Annotated in this window: 26 protein-coding genes and 1 riboswitch; of the genes, 20 read left to right on the plus strand and 6 right to left on the minus strand. The window is 37.4% G+C overall.

Annotation, left to right across the window (positions count from 1 at the left end; genetic code table 11):
• Positions 1-421: 421 nt before the first annotated feature.
• From sufC to pcp, 7 genes are all read left to right on the plus strand, one after another.
• Positions 422-1,204 carry a Fe-S cluster assembly ATPase SufC gene (sufC, locus tag HMPREF3029_RS01865; protein ID WP_070709426.1) on the plus strand — a complete coding sequence of 261 codons (783 nt, stop codon included), beginning with the start codon at positions 422-424 and terminating at the stop codon, positions 1,202-1,204.
• Between the two features lie 17 nt (positions 1,205-1,221).
• Positions 1,222-2,526, plus strand: coding sequence for a Fe-S cluster assembly protein SufD (sufD, locus tag HMPREF3029_RS01870; RefSeq protein WP_070709428.1), 1,305 nt, complete (start codon positions 1,222-1,224; stop codon positions 2,524-2,526).
• A gap of 21 nt (positions 2,527-2,547) precedes the next feature.
• Positions 2,548-3,768: a cysteine desulfurase gene (locus HMPREF3029_RS01875; protein WP_070709430.1), complete on the plus strand. Its 1,221-nt coding sequence runs from the start codon at positions 2,548-2,550 to the stop codon at positions 3,766-3,768.
• Positions 3,758-4,189: a Fe-S cluster assembly sulfur transfer protein SufU gene (sufU, locus tag HMPREF3029_RS01880; RefSeq protein WP_070709432.1), complete on the plus strand. Its 432-nt coding sequence runs from the start codon at positions 3,758-3,760 to the stop codon at positions 4,187-4,189. The genes HMPREF3029_RS01875 and sufU overlap by 11 nt, the downstream gene beginning before the upstream one ends.
• Before the next feature lie 37 nt (positions 4,190-4,226).
• Positions 4,227-5,621, plus strand: a complete 1,395-nt coding sequence (sufB, locus tag HMPREF3029_RS01885; protein ID WP_070709558.1) for a Fe-S cluster assembly protein SufB — start codon at positions 4,227-4,229, stop codon at positions 5,619-5,621.
• A gap of 154 nt (positions 5,622-5,775) precedes the next feature.
• Entirely contained in the window at positions 5,776-6,162 is a 387-nt protein-coding gene (locus HMPREF3029_RS01890; RefSeq protein ID WP_068130814.1) for a hypothetical protein, read from the plus strand.
• Between the two features lie 154 nt (positions 6,163-6,316).
• Entirely contained in the window at positions 6,317-6,913 is a 597-nt protein-coding gene (pcp, locus tag HMPREF3029_RS01895) for a pyroglutamyl-peptidase I (protein WP_070709434.1), read from the plus strand.
• Between the two features lie 595 nt (positions 6,914-7,508).
• Here the strand turns inward: pcp and HMPREF3029_RS01900 are convergent.
• Entirely contained in the window at positions 7,509-8,432 is a 924-nt protein-coding gene (locus HMPREF3029_RS01900; RefSeq protein ID WP_070709561.1) for an EamA family transporter, read from the minus strand.
• A 45-nt stretch (positions 8,433-8,477) separates the two neighbouring features.
• Complete coding sequence (locus HMPREF3029_RS01905; protein WP_070709436.1) at positions 8,478-9,509, minus strand: acyltransferase family protein; 1,032 nt, start codon at positions 9,507-9,509, stop codon at positions 8,478-8,480.
• A gap of 158 nt (positions 9,510-9,667) precedes the next feature.
• On the opposite strand from HMPREF3029_RS01905, the gene HMPREF3029_RS01910 reads away from it, so the two are divergent.
• Complete coding sequence (locus tag HMPREF3029_RS01910; RefSeq protein ID WP_070709438.1) at positions 9,668-10,222, plus strand: thioredoxin family protein; 555 nt, start codon at positions 9,668-9,670, stop codon at positions 10,220-10,222.
• Between the two features lie 41 nt (positions 10,223-10,263).
• Here HMPREF3029_RS01910 and fetB read toward each other — a convergent pair whose 3' ends face one another.
• Positions 10,264-11,028, minus strand: a complete 765-nt coding sequence (gene fetB, locus HMPREF3029_RS01915) for an ABC transporter permease (RefSeq protein WP_070457377.1) — start codon at positions 11,026-11,028, stop codon at positions 10,264-10,266.
• Positions 11,029-11,727, minus strand: coding sequence for an ABC transporter ATP-binding protein (locus tag HMPREF3029_RS01920; RefSeq protein ID WP_246830691.1), 699 nt, complete (start codon positions 11,725-11,727; stop codon positions 11,029-11,031). It abuts the gene before it with no gap.
• Between the two features lie 70 nt (positions 11,728-11,797).
• On the opposite strand from HMPREF3029_RS01920, the gene HMPREF3029_RS01925 reads away from it, so the two are divergent.
• The 6 genes from HMPREF3029_RS01925 to HMPREF3029_RS01950 all read left to right on the plus strand — a co-directional run bounded on the left by HMPREF3029_RS01925 (position 11,798) and on the right by HMPREF3029_RS01950 (position 18,015).
• Positions 11,798-12,646: a DUF72 domain-containing protein gene (locus tag HMPREF3029_RS01925; RefSeq protein ID WP_070709442.1), complete on the plus strand. Its 849-nt coding sequence runs from the start codon at positions 11,798-11,800 to the stop codon at positions 12,644-12,646.
• 17 nt (positions 12,647-12,663) lie between these two features.
• Complete coding sequence (locus tag HMPREF3029_RS01930) at positions 12,664-13,491, plus strand: sulfite exporter TauE/SafE family protein (protein ID WP_068130788.1); 828 nt, start codon at positions 12,664-12,666, stop codon at positions 13,489-13,491.
• A 16-nt stretch (positions 13,492-13,507) separates the two neighbouring features.
• Complete coding sequence (locus HMPREF3029_RS01935) at positions 13,508-14,833, plus strand: bifunctional metallophosphatase/5'-nucleotidase (protein WP_070622469.1); 1,326 nt, start codon at positions 13,508-13,510, stop codon at positions 14,831-14,833.
• 53 nt (positions 14,834-14,886) lie between these two features.
• Positions 14,887-15,051, plus strand: a riboswitch (Lysine riboswitch).
• Positions 15,052-15,109: 58 nt separating this feature from the next.
• Positions 15,110-16,678 (plus strand): Na+/H+ antiporter NhaC family protein, encoded by a 1,569-nt coding sequence (locus tag HMPREF3029_RS01940; RefSeq protein WP_070709444.1) that lies wholly within the window; start codon positions 15,110-15,112, stop codon positions 16,676-16,678.
• A 91-nt stretch (positions 16,679-16,769) separates the two neighbouring features.
• Complete coding sequence (gene lipA, locus HMPREF3029_RS01945) at positions 16,770-17,690, plus strand: lipoyl synthase (protein ID WP_040929387.1); 921 nt, start codon at positions 16,770-16,772, stop codon at positions 17,688-17,690.
• Positions 17,683-18,015, plus strand: a complete 333-nt coding sequence (locus tag HMPREF3029_RS01950; RefSeq protein WP_371327355.1) for a YutD family protein — start codon at positions 17,683-17,685, stop codon at positions 18,013-18,015. Before lipA ends, HMPREF3029_RS01950 begins: the two co-directional genes overlap by 8 nt.
• 15 nt (positions 18,016-18,030) lie before the next feature.
• Here HMPREF3029_RS01950 and HMPREF3029_RS01955 read toward each other — a convergent pair whose 3' ends face one another.
• On the minus strand, positions 18,031-18,318 hold the full coding sequence (locus tag HMPREF3029_RS01955) for a DUF3055 domain-containing protein (RefSeq protein WP_068130779.1): 288 nt from the start codon (positions 18,316-18,318) through the stop codon (positions 18,031-18,033).
• A gap of 72 nt (positions 18,319-18,390) precedes the next feature.
• Here HMPREF3029_RS01955 and HMPREF3029_RS01960 point away from each other — a divergent pair, with 72 nt between their 5' ends.
• The 3 genes from HMPREF3029_RS01960 to HMPREF3029_RS01970 are packed head-to-tail and all read left to right on the plus strand — an operon-like array spanning position 18,391 to position 20,127.
• Positions 18,391-18,819 (plus strand): type VII toxin-antitoxin system HepT family RNase toxin, encoded by a 429-nt coding sequence (locus tag HMPREF3029_RS01960; protein ID WP_070622467.1) that lies wholly within the window; start codon positions 18,391-18,393, stop codon positions 18,817-18,819.
• A complete protein-coding gene (locus HMPREF3029_RS01965) occupies positions 18,812-19,567 on the plus strand; it encodes a TIGR01457 family HAD-type hydrolase (RefSeq protein ID WP_070709446.1) in 756 nt (251 codons plus the stop codon). Before HMPREF3029_RS01960 ends, HMPREF3029_RS01965 begins: the two co-directional genes overlap by 8 nt.
• Positions 19,568-19,584: 17 nt before the next feature.
• Positions 19,585-20,127: a biotin transporter BioY gene (locus HMPREF3029_RS01970; protein ID WP_068130770.1), complete on the plus strand. Its 543-nt coding sequence runs from the start codon at positions 19,585-19,587 to the stop codon at positions 20,125-20,127.
• Positions 20,128-20,730: 603 nt separating this feature from the next.
• Here HMPREF3029_RS01970 and HMPREF3029_RS01975 read toward each other — a convergent pair.
• Positions 20,731-21,045: a YuzD family protein gene (locus HMPREF3029_RS01975; protein WP_040929378.1), complete on the minus strand. Its 315-nt coding sequence runs from the start codon at positions 21,043-21,045 to the stop codon at positions 20,731-20,733.
• A 98-nt stretch (positions 21,046-21,143) separates the two neighbouring features.
• On the opposite strand from HMPREF3029_RS01975, the gene HMPREF3029_RS01980 reads away from it, so the two are divergent.
• From HMPREF3029_RS01980 to HMPREF3029_RS01990, 3 genes are read left to right on the plus strand one after another with little or no spacing between them, the layout of a single operon-like run.
• Positions 21,144-21,386, plus strand: a complete 243-nt coding sequence (locus HMPREF3029_RS01980) for a NifU family protein (RefSeq protein ID WP_040929377.1) — start codon at positions 21,144-21,146, stop codon at positions 21,384-21,386.
• A gap of 44 nt (positions 21,387-21,430) precedes the next feature.
• The gene (locus tag HMPREF3029_RS01985) at positions 21,431-21,694 is read left to right on the plus strand and encodes a DUF1450 domain-containing protein (RefSeq protein ID WP_068127732.1); all 264 of its coding nucleotides are present in this window, start codon (positions 21,431-21,433) and stop codon (positions 21,692-21,694) included.
• Positions 21,695-21,725: 31 nt separating this feature from the next.
• Complete coding sequence (locus HMPREF3029_RS01990; RefSeq protein ID WP_068127736.1) at positions 21,726-22,085, plus strand: HesB/IscA family protein; 360 nt, start codon at positions 21,726-21,728, stop codon at positions 22,083-22,085.
• Positions 22,086-22,124: the final 39 nt, after the last annotated feature.

Here is a 22,124-nt window from a genome sequence, read left to right on the forward strand (position 1 = left end):
ATCGCGAAATTTTTGTTAAATAAAATTTCGGGAAGCAGCTTTATTACTCCTTTGGGATAAAACGACACTTTAAACCTTCCGAAATTCAAATCACCGAGGTTTTTCATCTTAATTAACAAAAAACGTCTCAGCGACCTGAAATTTGATTATTATAATTCCGAGAAAAAACTAAGACTCTTCAGAAATAAAAACACATCAAAACTCCAACGAAAATCACCAAGTTACCTACCAGTTCTTCATCATTTACCTGATTTTTATTCTCAATTCTAAAATTCGATTATCACAATGTATAATACTACAAATGTCCGTTATTTTACGTTATACTAAAGTCATTATGGTCATGGGAAACTTTGACTATAGTTTAGAACTATTATAAACTATTATATGGAAAATAAATTCTATCTAATTGGAGGATTATCGGATGACTTCTGTTTTAGAAATTAAAGACTTACATGTCGAAATTGATGGCAAGAAAATACTTAAAGGTTTAAATCTTACACTTAAACAAGGTGAGATTCACGCTGTAATGGGACCTAACGGGACGGGTAAATCTACACTCGCTCAAGCGATTATGGGACACCCTGCATACGATGTAACGCAAGGTGAAGTTTTACTTGATGGTGAGAGCGTACTGGAAATGGAAGTTGACGAGCGTGCGCACGCTGGTTTATTCCTAGCGATGCAGTATCCGTCAGAAATTTCGGGTGTAACAAACTCAGATTTCTTACGTTCAGCTATTAACTCAAGCCGTGAAGAGAGCGACGAGATTAACTTAATGCAATTTATTAAAAAACTAGATAAAAACATGGATTTCTTAGAAATGGATCCAGATATGGCAACGCGTTACTTAAACGAAGGGTTCTCTGGTGGGGAGAAAAAACGTAACGAAATTTTACAACTCATGATGTTAGAACCTAAATTCGCAATCTTAGACGAGATTGACTCTGGTCTAGATATCGACGCGTTACAAGTTGTTTCTAAAGGTATTAACGAACTGCGTGGACCTAGCTTCGGTTCATTAATTATCACGCACTATCAACGCTTATTAAACTACATCGAACCTGACTTCGTACACGTAATGATGCAAGGTAGAGTAGTAAAATCAGGCGGAAAAGAACTTGCAGAACGTCTTGAGAACGAAGGTTACGAGTGGATTAAACAAGAACTCGGAATTGAAGACGAAACAGTAGACGCAGTAGAATAATATCAGGAGGAACTGTAATGGCTAACGAATTCGTTTTAGATAAAGAAAAAGTCTTAAACGACGCAGAACAAAATGGTGTGACAGAGTTCTTTACAAATAAAAGAAAAGAAGCACTAGATTTAATCGATCGTTTAGACTTGATAAAACCAGACAAAACACGTATTTATAACTGGGACTTTTTTACAGTTGAGCAACCATTTACGGAAAGTTCAACGTTTGATTCAATTTCTGATTTACCTGAAAAGGTAAAAGAAGTTGTAGAAGTAGAGAATGTAGAAAACTTATACGTGCAACACAATAACACGAAAGCATTTGTAGAATTATCTGAGTCATTAAAGTCTCAAGGTGTTATTGTTGAAGATATATTTACAGCATCAGAAAATCATAAAGACTTAGTTGAAAAGTACTTTATGACTGAAGGTGTAGCTGTCGATGAAAACAAACTGACAGCTTACCACCAAGCGATGTTAAACGGTGGGGTCTTCATCTACGTACCGAAAAACGTAAAAGTTGAAGCGCCAATTCAAGTCGTATTTTACCACGATGATGAAAATGCATCGTTATATAACCACGTCTTACTCGTTGGAGATGAAGGTTCTGAAGTAACTTATGTAGAAAACTATGTCACGAACTTAGAATCAGCGAATGGACAGTTAAACGTTGTAAGTGAAGTGCTTGCAAAAGATAACGCAAAAATTAACTACGGTGCAGTAGACTTCTTAGCAAAAGATCTTACAGGATATGTCGTACGTCGCGGTGTAACAAGTCGTGATGCTGAAATCGACTGGGCACTCGGTCTAATGAGTGACTCAAACGTCATTTACGATAACACGACGTACTTAAACGGTGATAACTCAGAATCAGAAGTTAAAATCGTTACAATTGGTCGTGGACAACAAATCTTAAACTTCACGACAGAAGTTATTCACTACGGTAAAAATACGTACGGAAACATCTTAAAACACGGTGTAATGAAAGAGAACGCAAACAGCGTATTTAACGGGATTGGTCACATCAAAAAAGGTGCGACGAACTCCAACGCTCAACAAGAATCTCGCGTATTAATGCTTGACGGTAAAGCGCGTGGTGACGCGAACCCAATTCTATTAATCGACGAAGATGAAGTGGAAGCAGGACACGCAGCATCAGCTGGTCGTGTGGATGAACTACAACTCTTCTACTTAATGAGTAGAGGGCTTAAGCGTGAAGAAGCAGAACGCTTAGTTATCCACGGATTCTTAGCACCAGTTGTTGTTAGCTTACCGATTGAAAGTGTTAAAAACTTACTCGTAGAAGTGATTGAAGATAAAATTTTACACTAATAATACTAGGAGGCTTCCACATTGGACATTAACAAAATAAGACAAGACTTTAAGGTCCTTGACGAAACAGTTAATGGGAATGCACTTACGTACTTAGACACGTCAGCTACAAGCTTAACGCCAAAAAGCGTCGTGGATAAGACGAATGACTATTACTTTAAATATAACGCAAACGTACACCGAGGGGTCCATACTCTCGGTTCGCTTGCGACTGATGCATATGAATCTGCGCGTATGAAAGTACGTAAATTCATAAATGCAAAACGATTTGAAGAAATCATTTATACACGTGGGACAACAGCAGCACTCAACTTAGTCGCACGTTCACTTGGTGATTTTGCTGTTGAAGCGGGAGACGAAATTGTCGTAACAGAAATGGAACACCACGCAAATATCGTACCTTGGCAACAACTTGCAAAACGTAAAGGTGCAAAACTGGTGTTTATTCCGTTAGAGTCTGACGGGACGATTACGCTAGAAAGCGTTAAAAGTGTCATGTCAGATAAAACAAAAATCGTTGCGATTACACACGTTTCAAACGTACTTGGTACAGTAAACGATATTAAATCTATCGCAAAAATCGCACACGACTACAATGCATATATCGTTGTAGATGGTGCGCAAGCTGTACCTCATATGACGGTAGACGTCCAAGACTTAGACGTTGATTTCTATGCGTTTAGTGCACATAAAATGCTTGGTCCAACAGGTGTTGGTGTACTTTATGGTAAAGCAGAAATCCTAGATCAATTAGAGCCGGTAGAATACGGTGGAGATATGATCGATTACGTGTATAAAGAAGACGCAACATGGACGGATTTACCAGTGAAGTTTGAAGCGGGGACACCGATGATTGCTGAAGCAATTGGACTCGGTGCAGCAATCGACTATTTACTCGAAGTCGGTATGGATAACATCCACGACTACGAGCAAGAACTTGTAAATTATGCTTACGAAGAAATGCAGAAAATTGACGGTATTACCATTTATGGACCAAAAGAACGCGCAGGGTTAATTACATTTAATCTTGACGGAGTGCACCCACACGATTTAGCAACAGCGCTTGATCAAGACGGTATCGCTGTCCGTGCAGGGCATCACTGTGCACAACCATTAATGAAATGGCTAGACACAAATTCAACAGCACGTGCAAGTTTCTATATATATAATACTAAAGATGAAGTAGACACATTCATTCGAGGCTTAGAGCGTACGAAGGAGTTTTTCTCATATGAATTTTAGTAATTTAGAACAGCTATATCGTTCGGTCATTATGGACCATTATAAACATCCGCGTAACAAAGGCGAATTAGATAGTGGAACGATTACCATTGATATGAACAACCCAACATGTGGAGATGAAATTCGACTCATGTTAGAAGTAAAAGATAATATAATCGACGACGTTCGTTTCGAAGGACATGGCTGTTCGATTTCGATGGCAAGCGCATCGATGATGACAGAAGCTGTTAAAGGAAAAAATGTAGAGCGTGCGTTAGAAATGGCAGATGAGTTCAGTAAGATGATGCTCGGAGAAGATTATACAATCACAGAAGACATGGGCGACATTGAAGCATTATCCGGCGTCAGCCAATTCCCTGCAAGAATTAAATGTGCGACTCTATCTTGGAAAGCACTTGAAAAAGGTGTAGAAGAAGAATAACCGCACGGAATATGATTAGGAGTGAATAGTTATGGCAATGAGAAAAGCGCCAGATATTGGTGAATATAAATATGGTTTCCGCGATGACGACGTTTCAATCTTCCGTTCTGAACGCGGATTAACTGAAGAAATTGTTAGAGAAATTTCGAAGATGAAAGAAGAGCCAGAGTGGATGTTAGACTTCCGTCTAAAATCACTTGAGCAGTTCTATAGTAAGCCGATGCCAACATGGGGTGGAGACTTATCAGAACTTAACTTCGACGAAATTCGTTATTACGTAAAACCTTCAGAGCGTTCAGAACGTTCTTGGGACGAGGTTCCTGAAGAAATCAAACGTACGTTTGACCGTTTAGGTATTCCTGAAGCAGAGCAAAAATACTTAGCAGGTGTTTCTGCACAGTATGAATCAGAAGTTGTTTATCACAACATGGAAAAAGAACTTGAAGAAAAAGGTGTCGTATTTAAAGATACTGACGCGGCACTTAGAGAAAACGAAGAACTATTTAAAGAATACTTCGCGACAGTTGTGCCACCTTCAGACAACAAGTTCGCTGCATTAAACTCAGCGGTTTGGTCTGGTGGATCATTCATCTATGTACCACCTCACGTAAAATTAGATAGTCCGTTACAAGCATACTTCCGTATTAACTCAGAAAATATGGGACAGTTTGAGCGTACGCTAATTATTTGTGACGAAGGTTCATGGTTACACTACGTTGAAGGTTGTACTGCACCAGTTTACACAACAAACTCACTTCACGCAGCAGTTGTTGAGATTATCGTTAAGCCTAACGCATACTGCCGTTACACGACGATTCAAAACTGGGCAAACAACGTGTACAACTTAGTTACAAAACGTACATTTGCTGAAGAAAATGCAACGATGGAATGGGTAGACGGTAACATCGGGTCTAAGATTACGATGAAATACCCTGCGATTTACCTTAAAGGTGAAGGCGCAAGAGGTATGACGATGTCTATCGCACTTGCAGGTAAAGGACAACTACAAGATGCAGGCTCTAAGATGTTACACTTAGCACCGAATACTTCATCGTCTATCGTATCGAAATCGATCGCACAACACGGTGGTAAAGTAACGTACCGTGGACTTGTACACTTCGGGCGTAGAGCGGACAACGCAAAATCTACAATCGAGTGTGACACGTTAATTATGGATAAGCAATCGACTTCAGATACAATTCCATACAACGAAGTTTACAACAATAACATTTCTTTAGAGCACGAAGCGCGTGTATCTAAAGTATCAGAAGAACAATTATTCTACCTTATGAGTAGAGGGATAGGTGAAATTGAAGCGACAGAAATGATCGTAATGGGCTTCATCGAACCATTCACAAAAGAATTACCAATGGAATACGCAGTAGAAATGAACCGCCTCATCAGTTACGAGATGGAAGGTTCAATCGGATAATTTCTAACTTAAACCGTCGCATGAAAGTGCGGCGGTTTTTTTATCTTATTATATTTTGTGTTCTAATACTAAAGGATGATTTTTTCACATTAAATTGACGTGTATACAAAATTAATGATAATCTCAAATTATAAAAGAAATAGGGGGGATTTAAATGGGTCAAACATGGCTTAAACTTGCAGTACTATACTTAGTTTTCGGAATTTCTGTCGGACTATTTATGTCTTACACGATTCAATTAAACTGGGCTGCAGGACACGCACACGTTAACGTCGTTGGATGGTTAACAACACTAGGTATTGGGGCAGTATTATGTATTTACCCACACTTAGCAAAAAACGGACTTGGTAAAGCAACGTTCTGGTTATACCATATCGGAGTTCCACTGTTCTTATTTAGTACGTTTTATGTACAAATTGATGCAAAAACAGCACACATCTTCACATTTATCGGTGGACCGATGTTCTTACTTGCAATTATTCTTTTCGGAGTGAATCTTTTCCTTAACTTAAATGAAAATACGAGTGATCTGAAACACTAAGATAACCGTACAAATTTATTTTTGTTATATTATGATAGCGTTTTTATTGTAAAAAAGAACTATAAAAATTAAACACAAACCCTGTTGCAATGATTTCAAATTTCCAAAAATTTCTATTACAATGTGAGATAATCATATTGTAGAGGTGAAGGATATGAAATTATTATTAACAGGGTTTGTTCCATTTTTAAATCATAAAATTAACCCGACAGAAGAAATTGTGAAAGCATTGGACAGTGAAACGATTAATGGGTACACGATTGAAACGAGAGTGTTGCCTGTTGACTTTAAGGCATCCGAACAAGAACTGCTAAAAGAAATCGATGAACGAAAGCCTGACGCGGTAATTATGCTCGGTCTCGCAGCTGGACGTAGTAAAATTACTCCAGAGCGAATTGCGATTAACGTAAAAGACGGCGCAAAAGACAACTCAGGTTTTGCACCAGTTGACCAACCGATTGTCGAAGACGGTCCGGATGGATTGTTTTCAACACTTCCGATCCGCAAAATGGTAGATACGTTAAATGAATCGTATTTACCTGCAAAAATCTCTAATACGGCAGGCACATATTTATGTAATAACATGATGTACGTCGCACTACACGAAGCAAGTCGTGCGAATGACTCATTTAAAGCCGGATTCATACATCTACCAGCATCGCACGAACTTGCAATCGAGAATCCCGCATTACCAAGCATGTCGCTAGACGACCTTAAACGCGCGGTTAGAATTTGTATAGAGGCGTTGTAAGCGGTGGGGATTCGTGCCGGTTTTTCATCTTTATTAACAAAAAAACGTTGAAAGTGTTAAATATATTAGGATAATTAACAAAAACGCAGAATCTCGCACCTTTTTTGTTAGATAAAAAGATATAATTAACAAAAACCGGCTCGACGACCCGAAATTTGTTAAATATATCGAGATATCTAACAAAATCCTGAAATTTTTGTTAAATATAATTTTGAGAAGTGGTGTTTAAGCTGTTTCAGGATAAAAAGACACAATCAGCCTGCGAAAACAAACTCAAAACCAGGTTTTTCTTCTTTTATTAACAAAAAAACGTTGAAAGTGTTAAATATATTAGGATAATTAACAAAAACGCAGAATCTCGCACCTTTTTTGTTAGATAAAAAGATATAATTAACAAAAACCGGCTCGACGACCCGAAATTTGTTAAATATATCCGGATATCTAACAGAATCCCGAAATTTTTGTTAAATATAATTTTGAGAAATGGTGTTTAAGCTGTTTTAGGATAAAAAGACACTCTCAAACCCGCACAATCAAACTCACCATCAGGTTTTTCATCTTTAACACCAAAAAAGCGAACGCCCCGATCAATAAATCAGGCGTTCGCTTCTTTTTTTGATTGTTTTGATGATGCGATTGTATTGAACACTGTGATTCCAAGTATGAGTGCAATCCCGACGACTTGGAATAGTTCTAATACGTCGCCGAGTACGATTACTGTTGTTAACACGGCCATCACGGGTTCGAGTAGTCCTAGAATTCCCGCTTCTTGTGAAGTGATATATTTTAAACTTCCAATATAGAGTAAGAATGCGAGTGTCGTTCCAATTAATATCGAGAATAATAATATACTAATCTCAAATGCCGACCAGTCGTAACCAAAATCTAATGACCAGATCGGTGTTTTAAAGTTTAATAGTATTCCACCGACGAGCATCGATCCGCCGACGAGTTCTAACGGGTGCATTCTAAGTAGTAAGTACCCCGCGTGTACTGTGTAGTACGCGAGCGCGACACCAGATAAAATACCCCAAAATAACGCGAGTGGTGATACGATTAGTTGAGTGAGATTACCATTTGTTGCGATTAAAACGACTCCGACGATCATAAAGAGAATGACGAGTACTTCTTTGTAAGTGAAATTTATATATTTCTTAAAGACGTAATATAAAATAATATAAATCGGTCCGGTACATTGTAGCACTGTCGCAATCGCAGCATTCCCGTATCCAATCGTTGCTGTAAATGAATATTGAACGAGCGTCATACCGAAAATACTATATATAACGAAGCGAGTGACTAAATATTTGTCCCATACCGTCGTACTCTTCTTTTTAAAAACAATTAAAAAGAATAAAACGAGTATAATACCACTGATTAAAAGCCTTGCTGTCACGTACCAATCGACATTCACAGGTGTGTTTCTAAATAACCAGTCGGTCGCGGTACCACCGATTCCCCAAAGGCTTGCGCCGAGTATAACTGAAATCAGCCCAAACACTCTTTTATCTGAAGCCATCGTATCACCATCTTTCATATTGATATACTATTGTACTCAATATAATTATGGAATACTAGATACATTTTTCTTGTTCCATTCTCTTAACGACTTATAGTATTTAAATAAAAAGTTTTGAGATGGTTTTTCTACTACATATAAAATACCATGCGCGAGTAACACTGAAATGATGACCGGAATTATGATCCATATTTCATGCGTTAAACCGTAATCTTCCATGACGTGAATGAGCGCATATCCGATATTTTGGTGAATTAAATATAACGGGTACGAAATACTTCCTAAATAAAGCAGCAATTTATTATTTAAAATCTTCAATTTATCGTTTAAAACTAAGGCGAAAATCGATATAAAACTCACTGTAAATAATCCATTCACGACACCTTCGAAGATAAAGTCATACATAACGGCTACGATAATGACAGCCCCGTATTTCAACTTCATGCCTTTTATCCAAATTTCGTGCAGCATAATCCCAATGACGAACAACTGAATATAGTTTGCTGTAGAAAATCTCTCAACAAATTGTGCAGAATCAGTACTCATAATTAGGCTGTAAAGTTGTATCGCCATACCTACGCTGAGCATCGTCACAACTACGGGCATGACTTTTTCTTTATCAATAAGTATGATGAGCGCCATCATCATATAAAACGTAAATTCGACGCGAAGCGACCAGTACGATCCGTCAATATTACGAATACCTATAAATTCTTGAACCATCGTCATATTTACAAACATTTCTTGAATCGTTCGTTGAATGTCAATTGACGATGCGCTTAATACGATAAAAGTAATGACTACAGCTGCAATGTATGCCGGATACAAACGGAACGCTCGTTTAATTAAAAAATCACTTGCAGATCGTCCGCGACTAACTGACATAAAAATCACAAAGCCACTGATGATGAAAAATAGCTGTACACCGTAGTGCCCGAAACTAAATAATTCAGTATTATAATCACTTGCTACGTGTCCAAATCGTCTGTCATAGTGAAATGTATAATGATATAACACGACGAGAAGAGCAGCGATTCCTCGTAGTGCGTCAATTTCAGTAATGCGTTTTTTATTCATACAATCATCCTATTTTTAAGGTTGTATTTCCATTAGCCGTATAATCGACACGATAAACGTTTCAGAAAATATTTAATAATTGTAAACGTATCGTAATATGTGATGTTTAAAAATCTCCAAAAAAGGAATAGTATAAAAAACAGTAAAGAGGGGATATTATGGCAAACAATTTAACAGAGTGGTACGACAAAGCGTTATCAGCTGAAGAGATGCGTCAACAGTTTACGGATTTAAAAGAAGGATTCGATAATATTTACGATTATTTTAGCGTAAAAGAAGATGAGCATAAAGACGAGTTACAAGAAAAGAACTTTAAAGTGCTCGGTATTATCGAGCCGTGGTGTGCGCATTGTATGTTAAATACACCAATTTTACTTCGACTCGCTGAAGCGTATGACTTTGAAGCGAAGTTTGTATTAAGAGATGAAAACCTCGATCTCATGGAGCAATATCAAACAAACGGTAAAAACATCATTCCAATTTACGTTGTTTTAGATGAAAATAATAATGAGATTGGAAAATGGGGACCATTTGCACCAGAAGTGAAGAAAACTTCAGACGAAGCGAAAAAGCATATCCCAAGTAAAGATGACCCAACTTACGATGAGAAGTTTAAAAAGGTCATCGGTGAACTTAGAGAACAGTTTAAATCTGATGAGGCGCTATGGGAAGCGGCATATAAAGATATTCAAAAAACATTATTAGACGCTTAAAATAAACGAAGTCAGATTCTTATTCAAGAATCTGACTTTTTTCATTTCGTATCGTCTTGTATGCCTAAAAATTGAAGTTTTTCGTTAAATAAAAATGGATAAGATAAAAATCCAACTAAAATTGAAGATAGTGCAGCTGCGTTTAATATAAGAAACAGAATGAGTAATTGATACATCACTGCTTCCATCGGATCTCCACCACCGATAATTAACCCACTCATCATACCTGGGAGTTGCACAAGACCAACAGTTTTTTGAGATTCAATCGTCGGAATCATACTCGTTTTAATTGCGGATTTTAACGTGTGGTGAACCGCTTCTTTCGGTGTCCCGCCAAAAGATAAAATTAACTCGATTGTTTCTTCGTTATGACTGAGTTCAGATTTAAATCGGTCTAAAAATAATAAAGATAAAACCATACAGTTTCCGATAATCATTCCGGAAATTGGGATGACGTATTGTGCTTCGAACGGGATGATTTTAAATAATAGTAATGTCCCCATTGAAAATAGTTCGACAAACACAAGTGTCACGATAATAATGATCTTTATATGCGGAATACCTTTACCTTTTTTAACGATATTTTGACTCGCTGCTGCGATAATTAAAACAATCATTAACAACATAAAAATCGTACTCTTACTATCGAACACGAATTGTAAAATATACCCGATAATAATTAGCTGGATTGTCGCTCGTATTGAAGCAATAATAATATCCTTTTCTAGACCGAGCTTTAAAACGACAGCGAGTATAATAGGGATGATTACAAACACTAATGCGAGCGCTAAACTTGTAAACGACATTTAAAATTCCCCCTCTAAAAATTGTTTTAAAGCATCAGTTTTAGGATGAGCGAACTGTTCAATTGGTCCAAACTCAATTAACTCGCCCTTTCTTAAATACCAAAAGTCATCGGACATACGCTTTGCTTGTGAGAGATCATGCGTCACCCAAATAATTGTTAAATCAAACTCTTTTTGATTTTTTACGATTAGTCGTTCGATTTCTCGAGCGACAGTCACATCGACACTCGCCGTGATTTCATCGAGAAGTAAGATATCAGGATTATTTACGAGCGTACGTGCTAGTGCGACACGACTCTTTTCACCACCAGATAATTTACGAACCGGTCGGTCGATGAAGTCTTTTGTTAAATCGACTTTTTCTAGAAATTCAATTGCTTCATCTTTAGAAAATGTCTCGTTAAATAAATCTTTTGGAAATTTTAAGTTGTCATATACAGTGCCTTCAAGCATGGGTGACGACTGAAATGCAAATCCAACATTACGTCGTAACTTAATAATATCCATTGCTTTAATGTTTTCTTCTCCAATATATATGTCGCCATTAGTTGGAGATAAAAGACCGTTAATATGTTTTAATGTCGTTGATTTCCCAGCGCCACTTGGTCCGATTAATGCTGTAATACGATTCTTTTTAAACGTTCCGGAAATGTTTTTTAAAATATGTTTATGAGATACGTCTTTAAACGAAATAGCCATCATCATTCTCCTTTAGTTTCTATTTTCAAATAAAAATAGTTTCTGTGGTAAAATAAATCTAGGTGATACTATGATTTATATCGGATTAACTGGATGGGGCGATCACGATTCAATTTATACTGATGTCACAAAAGTGAATCAAAAACTTGAGACATACGCCGGTACATTTCCAGTCGTTGAAGTCGATTCGACATATTATGCAATATTACAACAATCGACGATTGAAAAGTGGTGCCGTGAAACACCAGAAGATTTTAAGTTTATCGTCAAAACACACCAGTTTATGACAGGTCATGGTGACTTTAGAACATCTTATTCAAACATAAATGAATTATATAAAGACTATAAAGAAATGTTACAACCTATGGTGAATCATGGCAAACTTGCTTATATATTAATGCAGTTTCCACCTTGGTATGAATGCAATGAGAAAAACATTAACTACGTTCGACTCGCTAAAAAGATGCTTCACCCGTTAAAAGTTGCGGTTGAATTTCGTCATGCGTCTTGGTTTACTGATGACAAAAAAGAACAAACGCTACAATTTCTCCACGACAATCATCTCATCCATACGATTGTCGATGCCCCTCAAATTGGTGAGGGGACGGTTCCATTTGTCAGTCGTGTGACTGATGATATCGGGTTTATTCGTCTTCACGGTAGAAATGCACACGGATGGATGCAGATGAACCGAACGAGAGAAGAGTGGCGAAATATGCGTTACTTATATAATTATAACCGAGAAGAACTTGAAGCACTGAAAAAACATATAGAAATTTTATCGTTTAAAACAAAAGATATTTACGTTATTTTCAACAATAACTCTGGTGGACATGCTGCCGGGAACGCAGAAACCTTAATCGATATGCTCGGTATTAAATATAAAACTCTCGCTCCAAAACAACTCAAACTATTTTAAAGTAAAGGAGGATAATCATGATCTTAACAATAATTATATTAATATGTATCGGATTATTCTCCTCAATTTTAGGTGCACTCGTCGGAATGGGTGGTGGGGTCATCATCGTTCCAGCACTCGTATTTTTCGGTATTAAACTCGGTATGATCGAAGGTATGACACCGCAACTTGCGATCGGAACGTCGAGTATGATTTTAGTCATTACAGGATTCTCTGCGATGGTTCAGTATAACAAAAGTAACCAAGTTGACAGATATAGCGGCTCTATTTTTTTAATCGGTCTCGTACCTGGTGCGTTCGTCGGATCATATGCGAGCGCGTCTTTAACTCTAGATTCATTTAATTTATACTTCGGATCATTTTTAATCATCATTAGTATTATACTGATGGTGCGAGATAAAATACCGCCTTTAAAAGTGTTTCAAAACCCTAAATACTTAAGACCGCATATCGATGCTGATGGGGTTGTTCATCAGTATGGATTCCCGGTATGGATTGCGGTAGCGATCACTTTCTTAGTTGGATTTACCACAGGGTTATTTGGAATCGGTGGGGGCGTACTGATGACGCCGTTAATGATTATCGTCTTTAGAATTCCACCGACGATTGCGATCGGAACGTCGATGATGTTAATATTCTTTTCGAGTTTTTCAAGTGCAATCGGACACGCATTACAATCTCACGTTCAATATTTCTCGCTTATATTTTTAGCGGTGAGTTCGTATTTTGGAGCGAGAATTGGTGTAAAGTTAGCCAGTCGATTTACGAGCGATGGTTTAGTCAAAATACTTCGCACAGTGCTACTGTTAATCGGTTTATATTTAATTTTAGAAGCGATACTTTAAAGGAAAGTGTGTTGTTATGAAAAAGCAAATTCGCATTTACCATACGAATGATATCCATAGTCATTTTGATAATTATCATGCGATTGTCGAGTACATAAAACCGCGTAAAGATGAAAATACACTTTACGTTGATATCGGAGATCACGTCGATAGAAGTCATCCGTATACAGACGCAACGATTGGTAGAGGTAACGTCGAACGTCTAAATGACGCACTCTGTGACGTCGCAACGATCGGTAACAACGAAGGTATAACGTTAACTAAAAGTGAATTAAAAAATTTATATAATGAAGCGGATTTCGAAGTGATTTGTGCGAATCTTCGCGATGAACATGGGTTATTATTCCCACCGTACACGATTAAAAGAATCGGCGATATCCGTATTGGCTTTATTGCCGCAACTGTTGAGTTTACACCGTTTTATAAAGCACTCGCGTTAGATGTTGAAGGCGCGTTTTATTACATTAAAGAATACTTAAAAGAAATGAAACGTCACTGTGACGCCGTTGTGATGTTGTCACACTTAGGTAAATATGACGACGAGAGACTTGCAGAAGAATGTCCAGAAATTGATGTAATTATCGGTGGACATACGCATCACACACTCCCAGAAAATTATAAAGTAAACAAGACGACGTTAACTGCAGCCGGACGATTCGGAGAGTATTTCGGTTATGTCGATTTAGAATTTACGGATTATAATTTAACAGACGTTTCAACGCGTTTAATTGAAACGGATCTATTATCAAACCGCTACGACGAATTTTATGAAGTCGGAAAAGAGATGCTAAATACAACTGTAAAGCACGATGTACTAGCAATTGAACGGACACTATATACGATGAACTGGTTTACGTACACGTTATTACAGATGATTCAAAAGTATACACAGACTGACATTTCTATCATTCACGCAGGGTTAATCGCTGCAGAATTTAGAGGCGGGGAAATGACGAAATACCACGTTCATAAAGTATTACCCCATGCTATTAATCTAATTAAAGTAGAGATGACAGGGCGCGACTTAAAAGATATGTACTATACGGCAAGCGCTCAAGAATATAAAGATGAAATTATAAAAGGACTCGGTTTTAGAGGCGACGTGATGGGTGTGTTTTTAATTGATGGATTATCAGTCGTTGAAAGCAGACGTGAATTTTACGTGAACGGTGAACTAGTAGAAGATGAAAACATATATGAAGTTGGGACGCTCGACATGTATTCATTTGGTCGATTCTTCCCACACTTTAATTCGTTAAATAAGACGTATTACATTCCAGAATTTTTAAGAGATATCGTCGACATTTATAAAGATGATTTAATAATTTCAAAAGAATTTTGACTTTTTAAAACATAAAGTCTATAATGAAATGCAATTCGAAAATAAAGCAATTAAATACAAGTAGAGGTGCACATGACACTGGTAAAAGTTGGAGTAGCCATACTGTGAAGACTTTGAAGAGGGATTGTGCCGAAATGGTAAAGCTGGACACTTTGCTGTTGGGACTTCGTTTAATAGATGAAGTACTGTCATGATTATCATGGTGCGCTACATTTGTTAAACACAAGTGGAAAGCACTTGTGTTTTTTTGTTATATAAGATTAGGAGTAGATTTGAATGGATTTAATTTTAAACTGGGCGTATATTTCACTTATCCCACCACTCATTACGTTAATACTCGTCCTATTTACGCGACGTGTAGATTTAAGTTTAGGTGTTGGGATCATTACTTCAGCAATTGTCATAACACAAGGTAACGTCGGAGAAATGGTTGCTAAGATTTGGCAAACGTTTATCGATTTAATTATCGAAGACGGCTGGTTAAATACGTGGAGTGCGTATATTTTAATCTTCTTAGCATTGCTTGGAATTATGAGTGCATTTATGAGTATGTCAGGCGGAGCGAGAGCATTTACGAGCTACGCGATGACAAAAGTTAAAACGCGTACTGGAGCACTTTTATTAAGCGGTATACTCGGCATTATTATTTTTATTGATGACTATTTTAGTGCGATTATTACACCTCAAGTATCTAAGCCGTTAACGGACAAATATAAAGTATCACGCGCGAAACTTGCGTACGTAGTCGATACGACAGCGTCACCAATCGCAGTGATTATGCCGGTATCTAGCTGGGGTGCAACGATTATGGGGCTGACTGCGCCACTACTTATCGCAGCAGGACTCAATCACATCACACCGTTCGAAGCGTTTATATATATGATTCCACTAAACTTTTATAGTTTAAGTGCAATTATTTTAATGTTTATCGTCATCCTTACGAATTTTGATATATTCGGTATGAAACGTGAAGAGTCACGTGCTATAAACGACGGAATATTATACGATAAAAAGGTTGAAGACGATGAATTACAAGTCGCGTATCACTCATCTAAAAGCGCGTTAATTGTTCCACTTGTTGGTCTAGTAGCGGGTGTACTTATTGGAATGATTTACACAGGGATAAAAGAAAGTGGATCATTAAATCCAATCGTCATTCTCGAAAATAACTCGATTACGCATTCATTAATTTTTGGTGGTATCATCGGAGTTGTTTTATCGTTAATTTACTATTATAAATTCACTAGGCAAGATGAAAACTTCTCAAGTCGCGACACGTGGATTGGATTTAAAACAGGGCTTCAAGCGATGATTGGCCCGATTATCGTGTTAATACTTGCATGGATGACAGGTGAACTAATAAGTGAACTAGGAACTGGTGAATTACTCGGTCAAATGGTGAAAGATTCGAATATTTCAGCAGCATTCCTACCGGCAATCGTGTTTGTAGTTGCATGTATCATGGCATTAACAACAGGTACATCTTGGGGATCATTTGGTATACTCGTTCCGATTGCAGGAAATATTATCATTACGTTAGAAGTACCTGAACTATTACTCGCATCAATCGCAGCAGTACTAGCGGGTGGTGTGTTCGGGGACCACTGTTCACCGATTTCAGATTCGACGATACTTTCAAGTACAGGATCTGGATCTGACCATATCGTCCACGTCATGACGCAAATACCATATGCAGTAATTGCAGCCGTTGTTTCATTAGTATCATTTGTAGTCGTTGGGTTTACAACTTCAACTGGATTAGGATTACTCGTGATGATCGGGTTATTCATCGCATTAACACTCGTTATTAAACTCGTGTATACACCGATTCAAGCTAAAAGATAATAGTGAAATTATTCACTTACGATATAAGTATACTCGCTATTCAAAGTTGTGTTATTATAAAATCAAATACACCACAAAGGTAGGGATTCGAGTGGCAACAAAGAACGAGGAGATTTTAAGAAAACCTGAATGGCTTAAAATTAAATTAAATACAAATGAGAACTATATCGGTCTCAAAAAAATGATGCGTGCAGAAAATTTACATACAGTGTGCGAAGAGGCGCGTTGTCCAAACATCCACGAATGTTGGGCGGAACGTCGTACAGCAACATTTATGATTTTAGGATCTGTATGTACGAGAGCGTGTCGTTTCTGTGCAATTAAAACTGGGCTTCCAAGTGAAGTAGACTGGGACGAGCCAAGACGTATTGCAGAATCAGTTCAAAAAATGGATTTAAAGCACTGTGTAATAACTACAGTTGCACGTGATGATTTACGTGACGGTGGTGCGAAAGTTTACGCTGAAACAATCCGTAAAGTACGTGAAGTGAACCCATATACGACAGTAGAAGTACTACCTTTTGATTTTAACGGTAACAAAGAAAACATTAAAATTTTAATGGATGCAAAACCAGACATTTTAAACCATAATATTGAGACGGTCGAACGTTTAACAAAGCGTGTACGTGCAAAAGCAACATACCGTCGTTCATTAGAAATGCTCAGATATTGTAAAGAGCTTCAACCGGATATCCCGACGAAATCATCGATCATGATTGGTCTCGGTGAGACGCATGAAGAAATTTTACAAACGATGGATGACCTTCTAGAGCACGGTGTTGATATTTTAACAATCGGTCAATATCTACAACCGACACGTAAACACTTAACAGTGAAAAAGTATTATACGCCGCTCGAGTTCGGTAAGCTACGTAAAATCGCAATGGAAAAAGGTTTTAAACATTGCCAAGCTGGACCGATGGTACGTTCAAGCTACCATGCTGATGAGCAAGTAAATGCAGCAGCACGTCGCCGTCAAGAAGAAGGAGACAGAATTCGTCAAGGTGAATAAAATAACGACAGTCGGTCACATGCATTTTGAACTGATCAAAGAGTACCGAGATGCATTTGACGAAGAGCAGTTTAAAGAAAAATATAGCGACGTTTTAAATAAATACGATTATATCGTCGGAGATATCGGTTATGAAAAACTACGTCTCGTCGGATTTTATAGAGACGATAAGAAAAAAGTAGAATTCGATAAGCGCTATAGTTTAATTCAAGATTATTTACTCGAGTATTGTAATTTTGGATGTGCGTATTTTATCTTACGCAAAATTACTAAAGAAGAACAAAAAGAACTCGGTTTAAAACCAGAAGAAAAGCCTTCAGAATAACATTTCTGAAGGCTTTTAATAATCCATGAACCAGCCGGGTGATATAATATCTTTTAAAAATTCGATGACTTCATCGGCTTGGTCATCAGAAAACTGAAGAGCGTGTGCAATATACCCCGGTTCGTTTAAGTCATCAGTACCAACGATACTGAACGTATTATTTTGCATATTTAACACTAAACTTTTCCCGAAGAATTTAGACGTTTGTATAATCGCAAGGTCATAACGCCCAAAGTCACCGGCAAAGCCGACGTATCGTGCGTTCGGTGTTTCATTATCATCGTATAAGTAATGTTTTAACATAGTTCCCTCCATAAAGGACTTTCTATTTATGATATTATAGATGTATTAGTAATTAAATTAAAGGAGTTTACTATGTTATTTGTAGACAAGAATTTAATATTAAAACGTTTAGACTACATTAAAGGGTTAACAGAAGAGATTGACACGGATAATTCACTCGCATTAGAGCGCGTGTGTGAGATGTTAATTGAAGCGTCTGTCGACGTTGGAAACATGATTATCGATGGATTTGTGTTACGCGATCCAGGAAACTATTTAGACGTAATGGATATTATGAAAACAGAAGGTGTAATTCCAGAAGACGATTTTACAAAATTTGAAGAAACGTTTAAATTTAGAAATATTCTCGTACGTGAATATGAAGACGTGGACCATGAGGCAATGAGAAAAGTATTTAGGGATAATTTATCTGCATATGCCAACTTTAAAGAAAACGTCTTACATTTCTTTGAAACAGATCCTCAAGCAGTGACCGCTTTTATGGGGGATCAACATGTATAAAGGGTATTTAATCGACTTAGACGGTACGATGTTTAATGGAGACGAGCGTATCGAAGGGGCGGCAGATTTTATTCATCGCTTAAATGATGCTAAAATTCCGTATATGTTTGTGACGAATAGTGGTGCACGAACACCGGAAGAGACGCTTAAAAAGTTTAAGTCACATGGCATCGAGACGTCCATTGAACATATTTACACGTCAGCACTCGCTGCTGTCGACTACGTTAAAGAAAATGATAAAACAAATATTTACGCCGTTGGATCAGATTCATTTAAAGAAACTTTAATGAACAATGAGTTAACACTTGTTGATTATCATGCAGATGCTGTATTATTCTCATATGACACTCATATCAATTATGAAAAGTACGTGAACGCTGTACAAAACGTGTTAGAAGGTGCAGAGTTAATTTTAACGAATCCAGATAAAGTGATTCGTCATAAAGATAAGTTTATACCGGGCAACGGATCCCTCGCTTCCGTCGTAGTAAGCGCGACAGGAGTAGAGCCTATCGTTGTCGGGAAACCAAACGCATATATTTTACAAAAAGCACTTGAAAAAATCGGTGTCGATCAAAAAGACGTCGCAATGATTGGTGATAATTACGACACAGATATCATGACAGGCATCCAAGGTAGTATTGACACGATTCACGTCAATACAGGAGTTCATCGTACTGAAGATGTCATGAAAAAAGAAGTGCCTCCAACTCATGCAGTAGAAAACTTACTAGATTGGGCACTTTAAAATTAAAGGAGATTTCTATGAAAACGAAAGATCTTGTACTTTGTGCAGTATTCGTCGCACTCGTAGCAATCAGTGCGATGATTACAATTCCAATCGGACCCGTTCCGATAACACTTCAAACGCCTATGGTCATTTTAACAGGCGCACTACTCGGTAGTCGTCTTGGGGTAATGACGATGGTCGTATACTTAATCGCTGGACTTATCGGGATTCCAGTATTTGCTGGTGGCTCTGGTGGATTCGGATCATTACTATCACCAAGTTTTGGTTTCGTCATCGGATTTATACCACTCGCATACTTTGCAGGACTCGGTAACCGTGAAGGACAGTCTGTACTAAAAGCAATACTTACAACAGCAGTTGGCATGGTGATCTTATTCACATTCGGATTCTTATACTTCTACTTCATCATGAACAACGTATTAGAATCACCAAAAGGACTCGCAGAATCAATCATGCTAACAGTTGCGCCTTTCATAGTGAAAGACTTAATCGTAACAGTTGTGACAGTGTTATTTGCACAAACACTCGTCAGACGTGGTATTACAGCGCACGCTTAAAAGATGAAACACTTCCTAGCTGATGTTAGGAAGTGTATTTTTATAGGTTTTTTATCATTAATTAACAAAAAATGGTGAAAGTGTTAAATATATGCGGATAATTAACAAAAACTCAGGATCTCGCACTGTTTTTGTTAGATAAAAAAATATAATTAACAAAAAACGGGTCGATGACTCGATATTTGTTAAATAAATCCGGATATCTAACAAAATCACGAAATTATTGTTAAATATAATTTTGAGAAGTGGTTTTATTACTGATTTGGGATAAAAAGACCCAAAATGCCTGCCGGAAATCCGATCTAAACTAGGTTTTTCATCTTAATTAACAAAAAAATGGTGAAAGTGTTAAATATATGCGGATAATTAACAAAAAATCAGAATTCAGGGTCGTTTTTGTTAGATAAAAAAATATAATTAACAAAAAACGGGTCGATGACTCGATATTTGTTAAATAAATCCGGATATCTAACAAAATCACGAAATTATTGTTAAATATAATTTTGAGAAGAGATTCAATTACTGTTTTAGGATAAAAAAACACAAACCACGCCACAAAAAAACGCTCACCGAAGTGAGCGCGTCGTCCAACACCACAAAGTCTTATTCAACACCATTTTTTTCAAACCATTTTGTGATTGGTTTTAATTGGACGTAACCGTCTTGAATGACTTCGTCGTTGATTGTGACGAGTGGATAAAATAACTCATCGTTGTTGATTTGTTCTATTAACTCTTCGTCGTAGTCTGAAAAGTTTTCGTCGCGGTCGATGTCGATGTAGTTTACACGAATGTCCGCGTCTGGATATTTTTTACTGAATAGTGCTTCTAACCACTGATACGTATCTTTTGAACTCGGTGCGTTTACACAGCTCGCGCAAATGACGTCTCTTCCGTAGACATTTACTGAATAGCTCATATACGAATCCTCCTATATACCGATAGATTTTTATCTTTTAATCTATTATAATATATTTACAGAGTGATTTCTCTATAAACGTTTTTGGAGTGATATATATGGCAACAACAAAAGACACTATGTATGAACAAGTTGATGCGGTTTTAGATAAATTACGTCCGTTCTTATTAAGAGATGGCGGAGACGTTGAACTCGTTGACGTTGAAGATGGCGTCGTTATGTTACGTTTACTCGGTGCATGTGGTACATGCCCAAGTTCAACGATTACACTTAAAGCGGGTATCGAACGCGCATTACTAGAAGAAGTACCTGGTTTCGTTGAAATTGAACAAGTATTCTAAAACTAGAGAGTCAATTCTCTAGTTTTTATTTTTATGGTGATCATATGAAACTCGTAGAATTTTGCCGATCAAACATTGAAAAAACGTCTAAACACACCTACGAACACTTAATGGATAAAGACGATGTGGACGTTATGGATTACGAATGCACGAATGATTGTGGTGTATGTAGTCGGACTGCGTTTTGTATCGTAGAAGGAAAACGCGTTGCGGCAAAGACAGATGAACAACTACTCGTTCGTGTATTAGAACAATTAAAAAAAGATGACGAGCCAGATATTTTTGATTATATCAAAGATTCATTATAATAAAGATAAGTGAATCAGAGAGGTGACAAAAATGAGTCGAGTGACATTAACAAAAGCTGCTGCAGATAAAGTAAGAACGATGTTAGAAGATAATAACATGCAAGACGGCTATTTACGTTTTAAAGTTGAGGGTGGCGGTTGTACGGGTCTAACGTATGGTATGGCTGCTGAAGAAGAACCTACTGAGCGTGATTTAGTATTTACACATCACGGAGTGAGCGTGTTAGTGGATAAGTTTGATATCGGTGTCGTCGATGGTACGACAATCGATTTTAAAGAGTCGTTACTCGGTGGTGGATTCACGATTGATAACCCTCTAGCGAGCGTTGCATGTGGATGCGGAGCATCATTTAGAACAAAAACAAATAAAGGCACTCCAGAACAATGTTAAATTGTTAGGGAATGCTTGAAATATATGCTTGGAAACGCT

This window comes from Nosocomiicoccus sp. HMSC059G07 (assembly GCF_001815515.1).
GTDB lineage: Bacteria > Bacillota > Bacilli > Staphylococcales > Salinicoccaceae > Nosocomiicoccus > Nosocomiicoccus ampullae_A.

Coding starts and splice junctions, on each gene's coding strand:
- sufB (WP_070709558.1), top strand. CDS start 4,227: ATGAGAAAAGCGCCAGATATTGGTGAATATAAATATGGTTTCCGCGAT.
- HMPREF3029_RS01920 (WP_246830691.1), bottom strand. CDS start 11,727: ATGGCTATTTCGTTTAAAGACGTATCTCATAAACATATTTTAAAAAAC.
- sufC (WP_070709426.1), top strand. CDS start 422: ATGACTTCTGTTTTAGAAATTAAAGACTTACATGTCGAAATTGATGGC.
- HMPREF3029_RS01985 (WP_068127732.1), top strand. CDS start 21,431: ATGAAACTCGTAGAATTTTGCCGATCAAACATTGAAAAAACGTCTAAA.
- HMPREF3029_RS01890 (WP_068130814.1), top strand. CDS start 5,776: ATGGGTCAAACATGGCTTAAACTTGCAGTACTATACTTAGTTTTCGGA.
- HMPREF3029_RS01955 (WP_068130779.1), bottom strand. CDS start 18,318: ATGTTAAAACATTACTTATACGATGATAATGAAACACCGAACGCACGA.
- sufU (WP_070709432.1), top strand. CDS start 3,758: ATGAATTTTAGTAATTTAGAACAGCTATATCGTTCGGTCATTATGGAC.
- HMPREF3029_RS01935 (WP_070622469.1), top strand. CDS start 13,508: ATGAAAAAGCAAATTCGCATTTACCATACGAATGATATCCATAGTCAT.
- pcp (WP_070709434.1), top strand. CDS start 6,317: ATGAAATTATTATTAACAGGGTTTGTTCCATTTTTAAATCATAAAATT.
- HMPREF3029_RS01905 (WP_070709436.1), bottom strand. CDS start 9,509: ATGAATAAAAAACGCATTACTGAAATTGACGCACTACGAGGAATCGCT.
- HMPREF3029_RS01970 (WP_068130770.1), top strand. CDS start 19,585: ATGAAAACGAAAGATCTTGTACTTTGTGCAGTATTCGTCGCACTCGTA.
- HMPREF3029_RS01910 (WP_070709438.1), top strand. CDS start 9,668: ATGGCAAACAATTTAACAGAGTGGTACGACAAAGCGTTATCAGCTGAA.
- HMPREF3029_RS01980 (WP_040929377.1), top strand. CDS start 21,144: ATGGCAACAACAAAAGACACTATGTATGAACAAGTTGATGCGGTTTTA.
- fetB (WP_070457377.1), bottom strand. CDS start 11,028: ATGTCGTTTACAAGTTTAGCGCTCGCATTAGTGTTTGTAATCATCCCT.
- HMPREF3029_RS01930 (WP_068130788.1), top strand. CDS start 12,664: ATGATCTTAACAATAATTATATTAATATGTATCGGATTATTCTCCTCA.
- HMPREF3029_RS01965 (WP_070709446.1), top strand. CDS start 18,812: ATGTATAAAGGGTATTTAATCGACTTAGACGGTACGATGTTTAATGGA.
- sufD (WP_070709428.1), top strand. CDS start 1,222: ATGGCTAACGAATTCGTTTTAGATAAAGAAAAAGTCTTAAACGACGCA.
- HMPREF3029_RS01960 (WP_070622467.1), top strand. CDS start 18,391: ATGTTATTTGTAGACAAGAATTTAATATTAAAACGTTTAGACTACATT.
- HMPREF3029_RS01990 (WP_068127736.1), top strand. CDS start 21,726: ATGAGTCGAGTGACATTAACAAAAGCTGCTGCAGATAAAGTAAGAACG.
- HMPREF3029_RS01975 (WP_040929378.1), bottom strand. CDS start 21,045: ATGAGCTATTCAGTAAATGTCTACGGAAGAGACGTCATTTGCGCGAGC.
- HMPREF3029_RS01900 (WP_070709561.1), bottom strand. CDS start 8,432: ATGGCTTCAGATAAAAGAGTGTTTGGGCTGATTTCAGTTATACTCGGC.
- HMPREF3029_RS01925 (WP_070709442.1), top strand. CDS start 11,798: ATGATTTATATCGGATTAACTGGATGGGGCGATCACGATTCAATTTAT.
- HMPREF3029_RS01940 (WP_070709444.1), top strand. CDS start 15,110: ATGGATTTAATTTTAAACTGGGCGTATATTTCACTTATCCCACCACTC.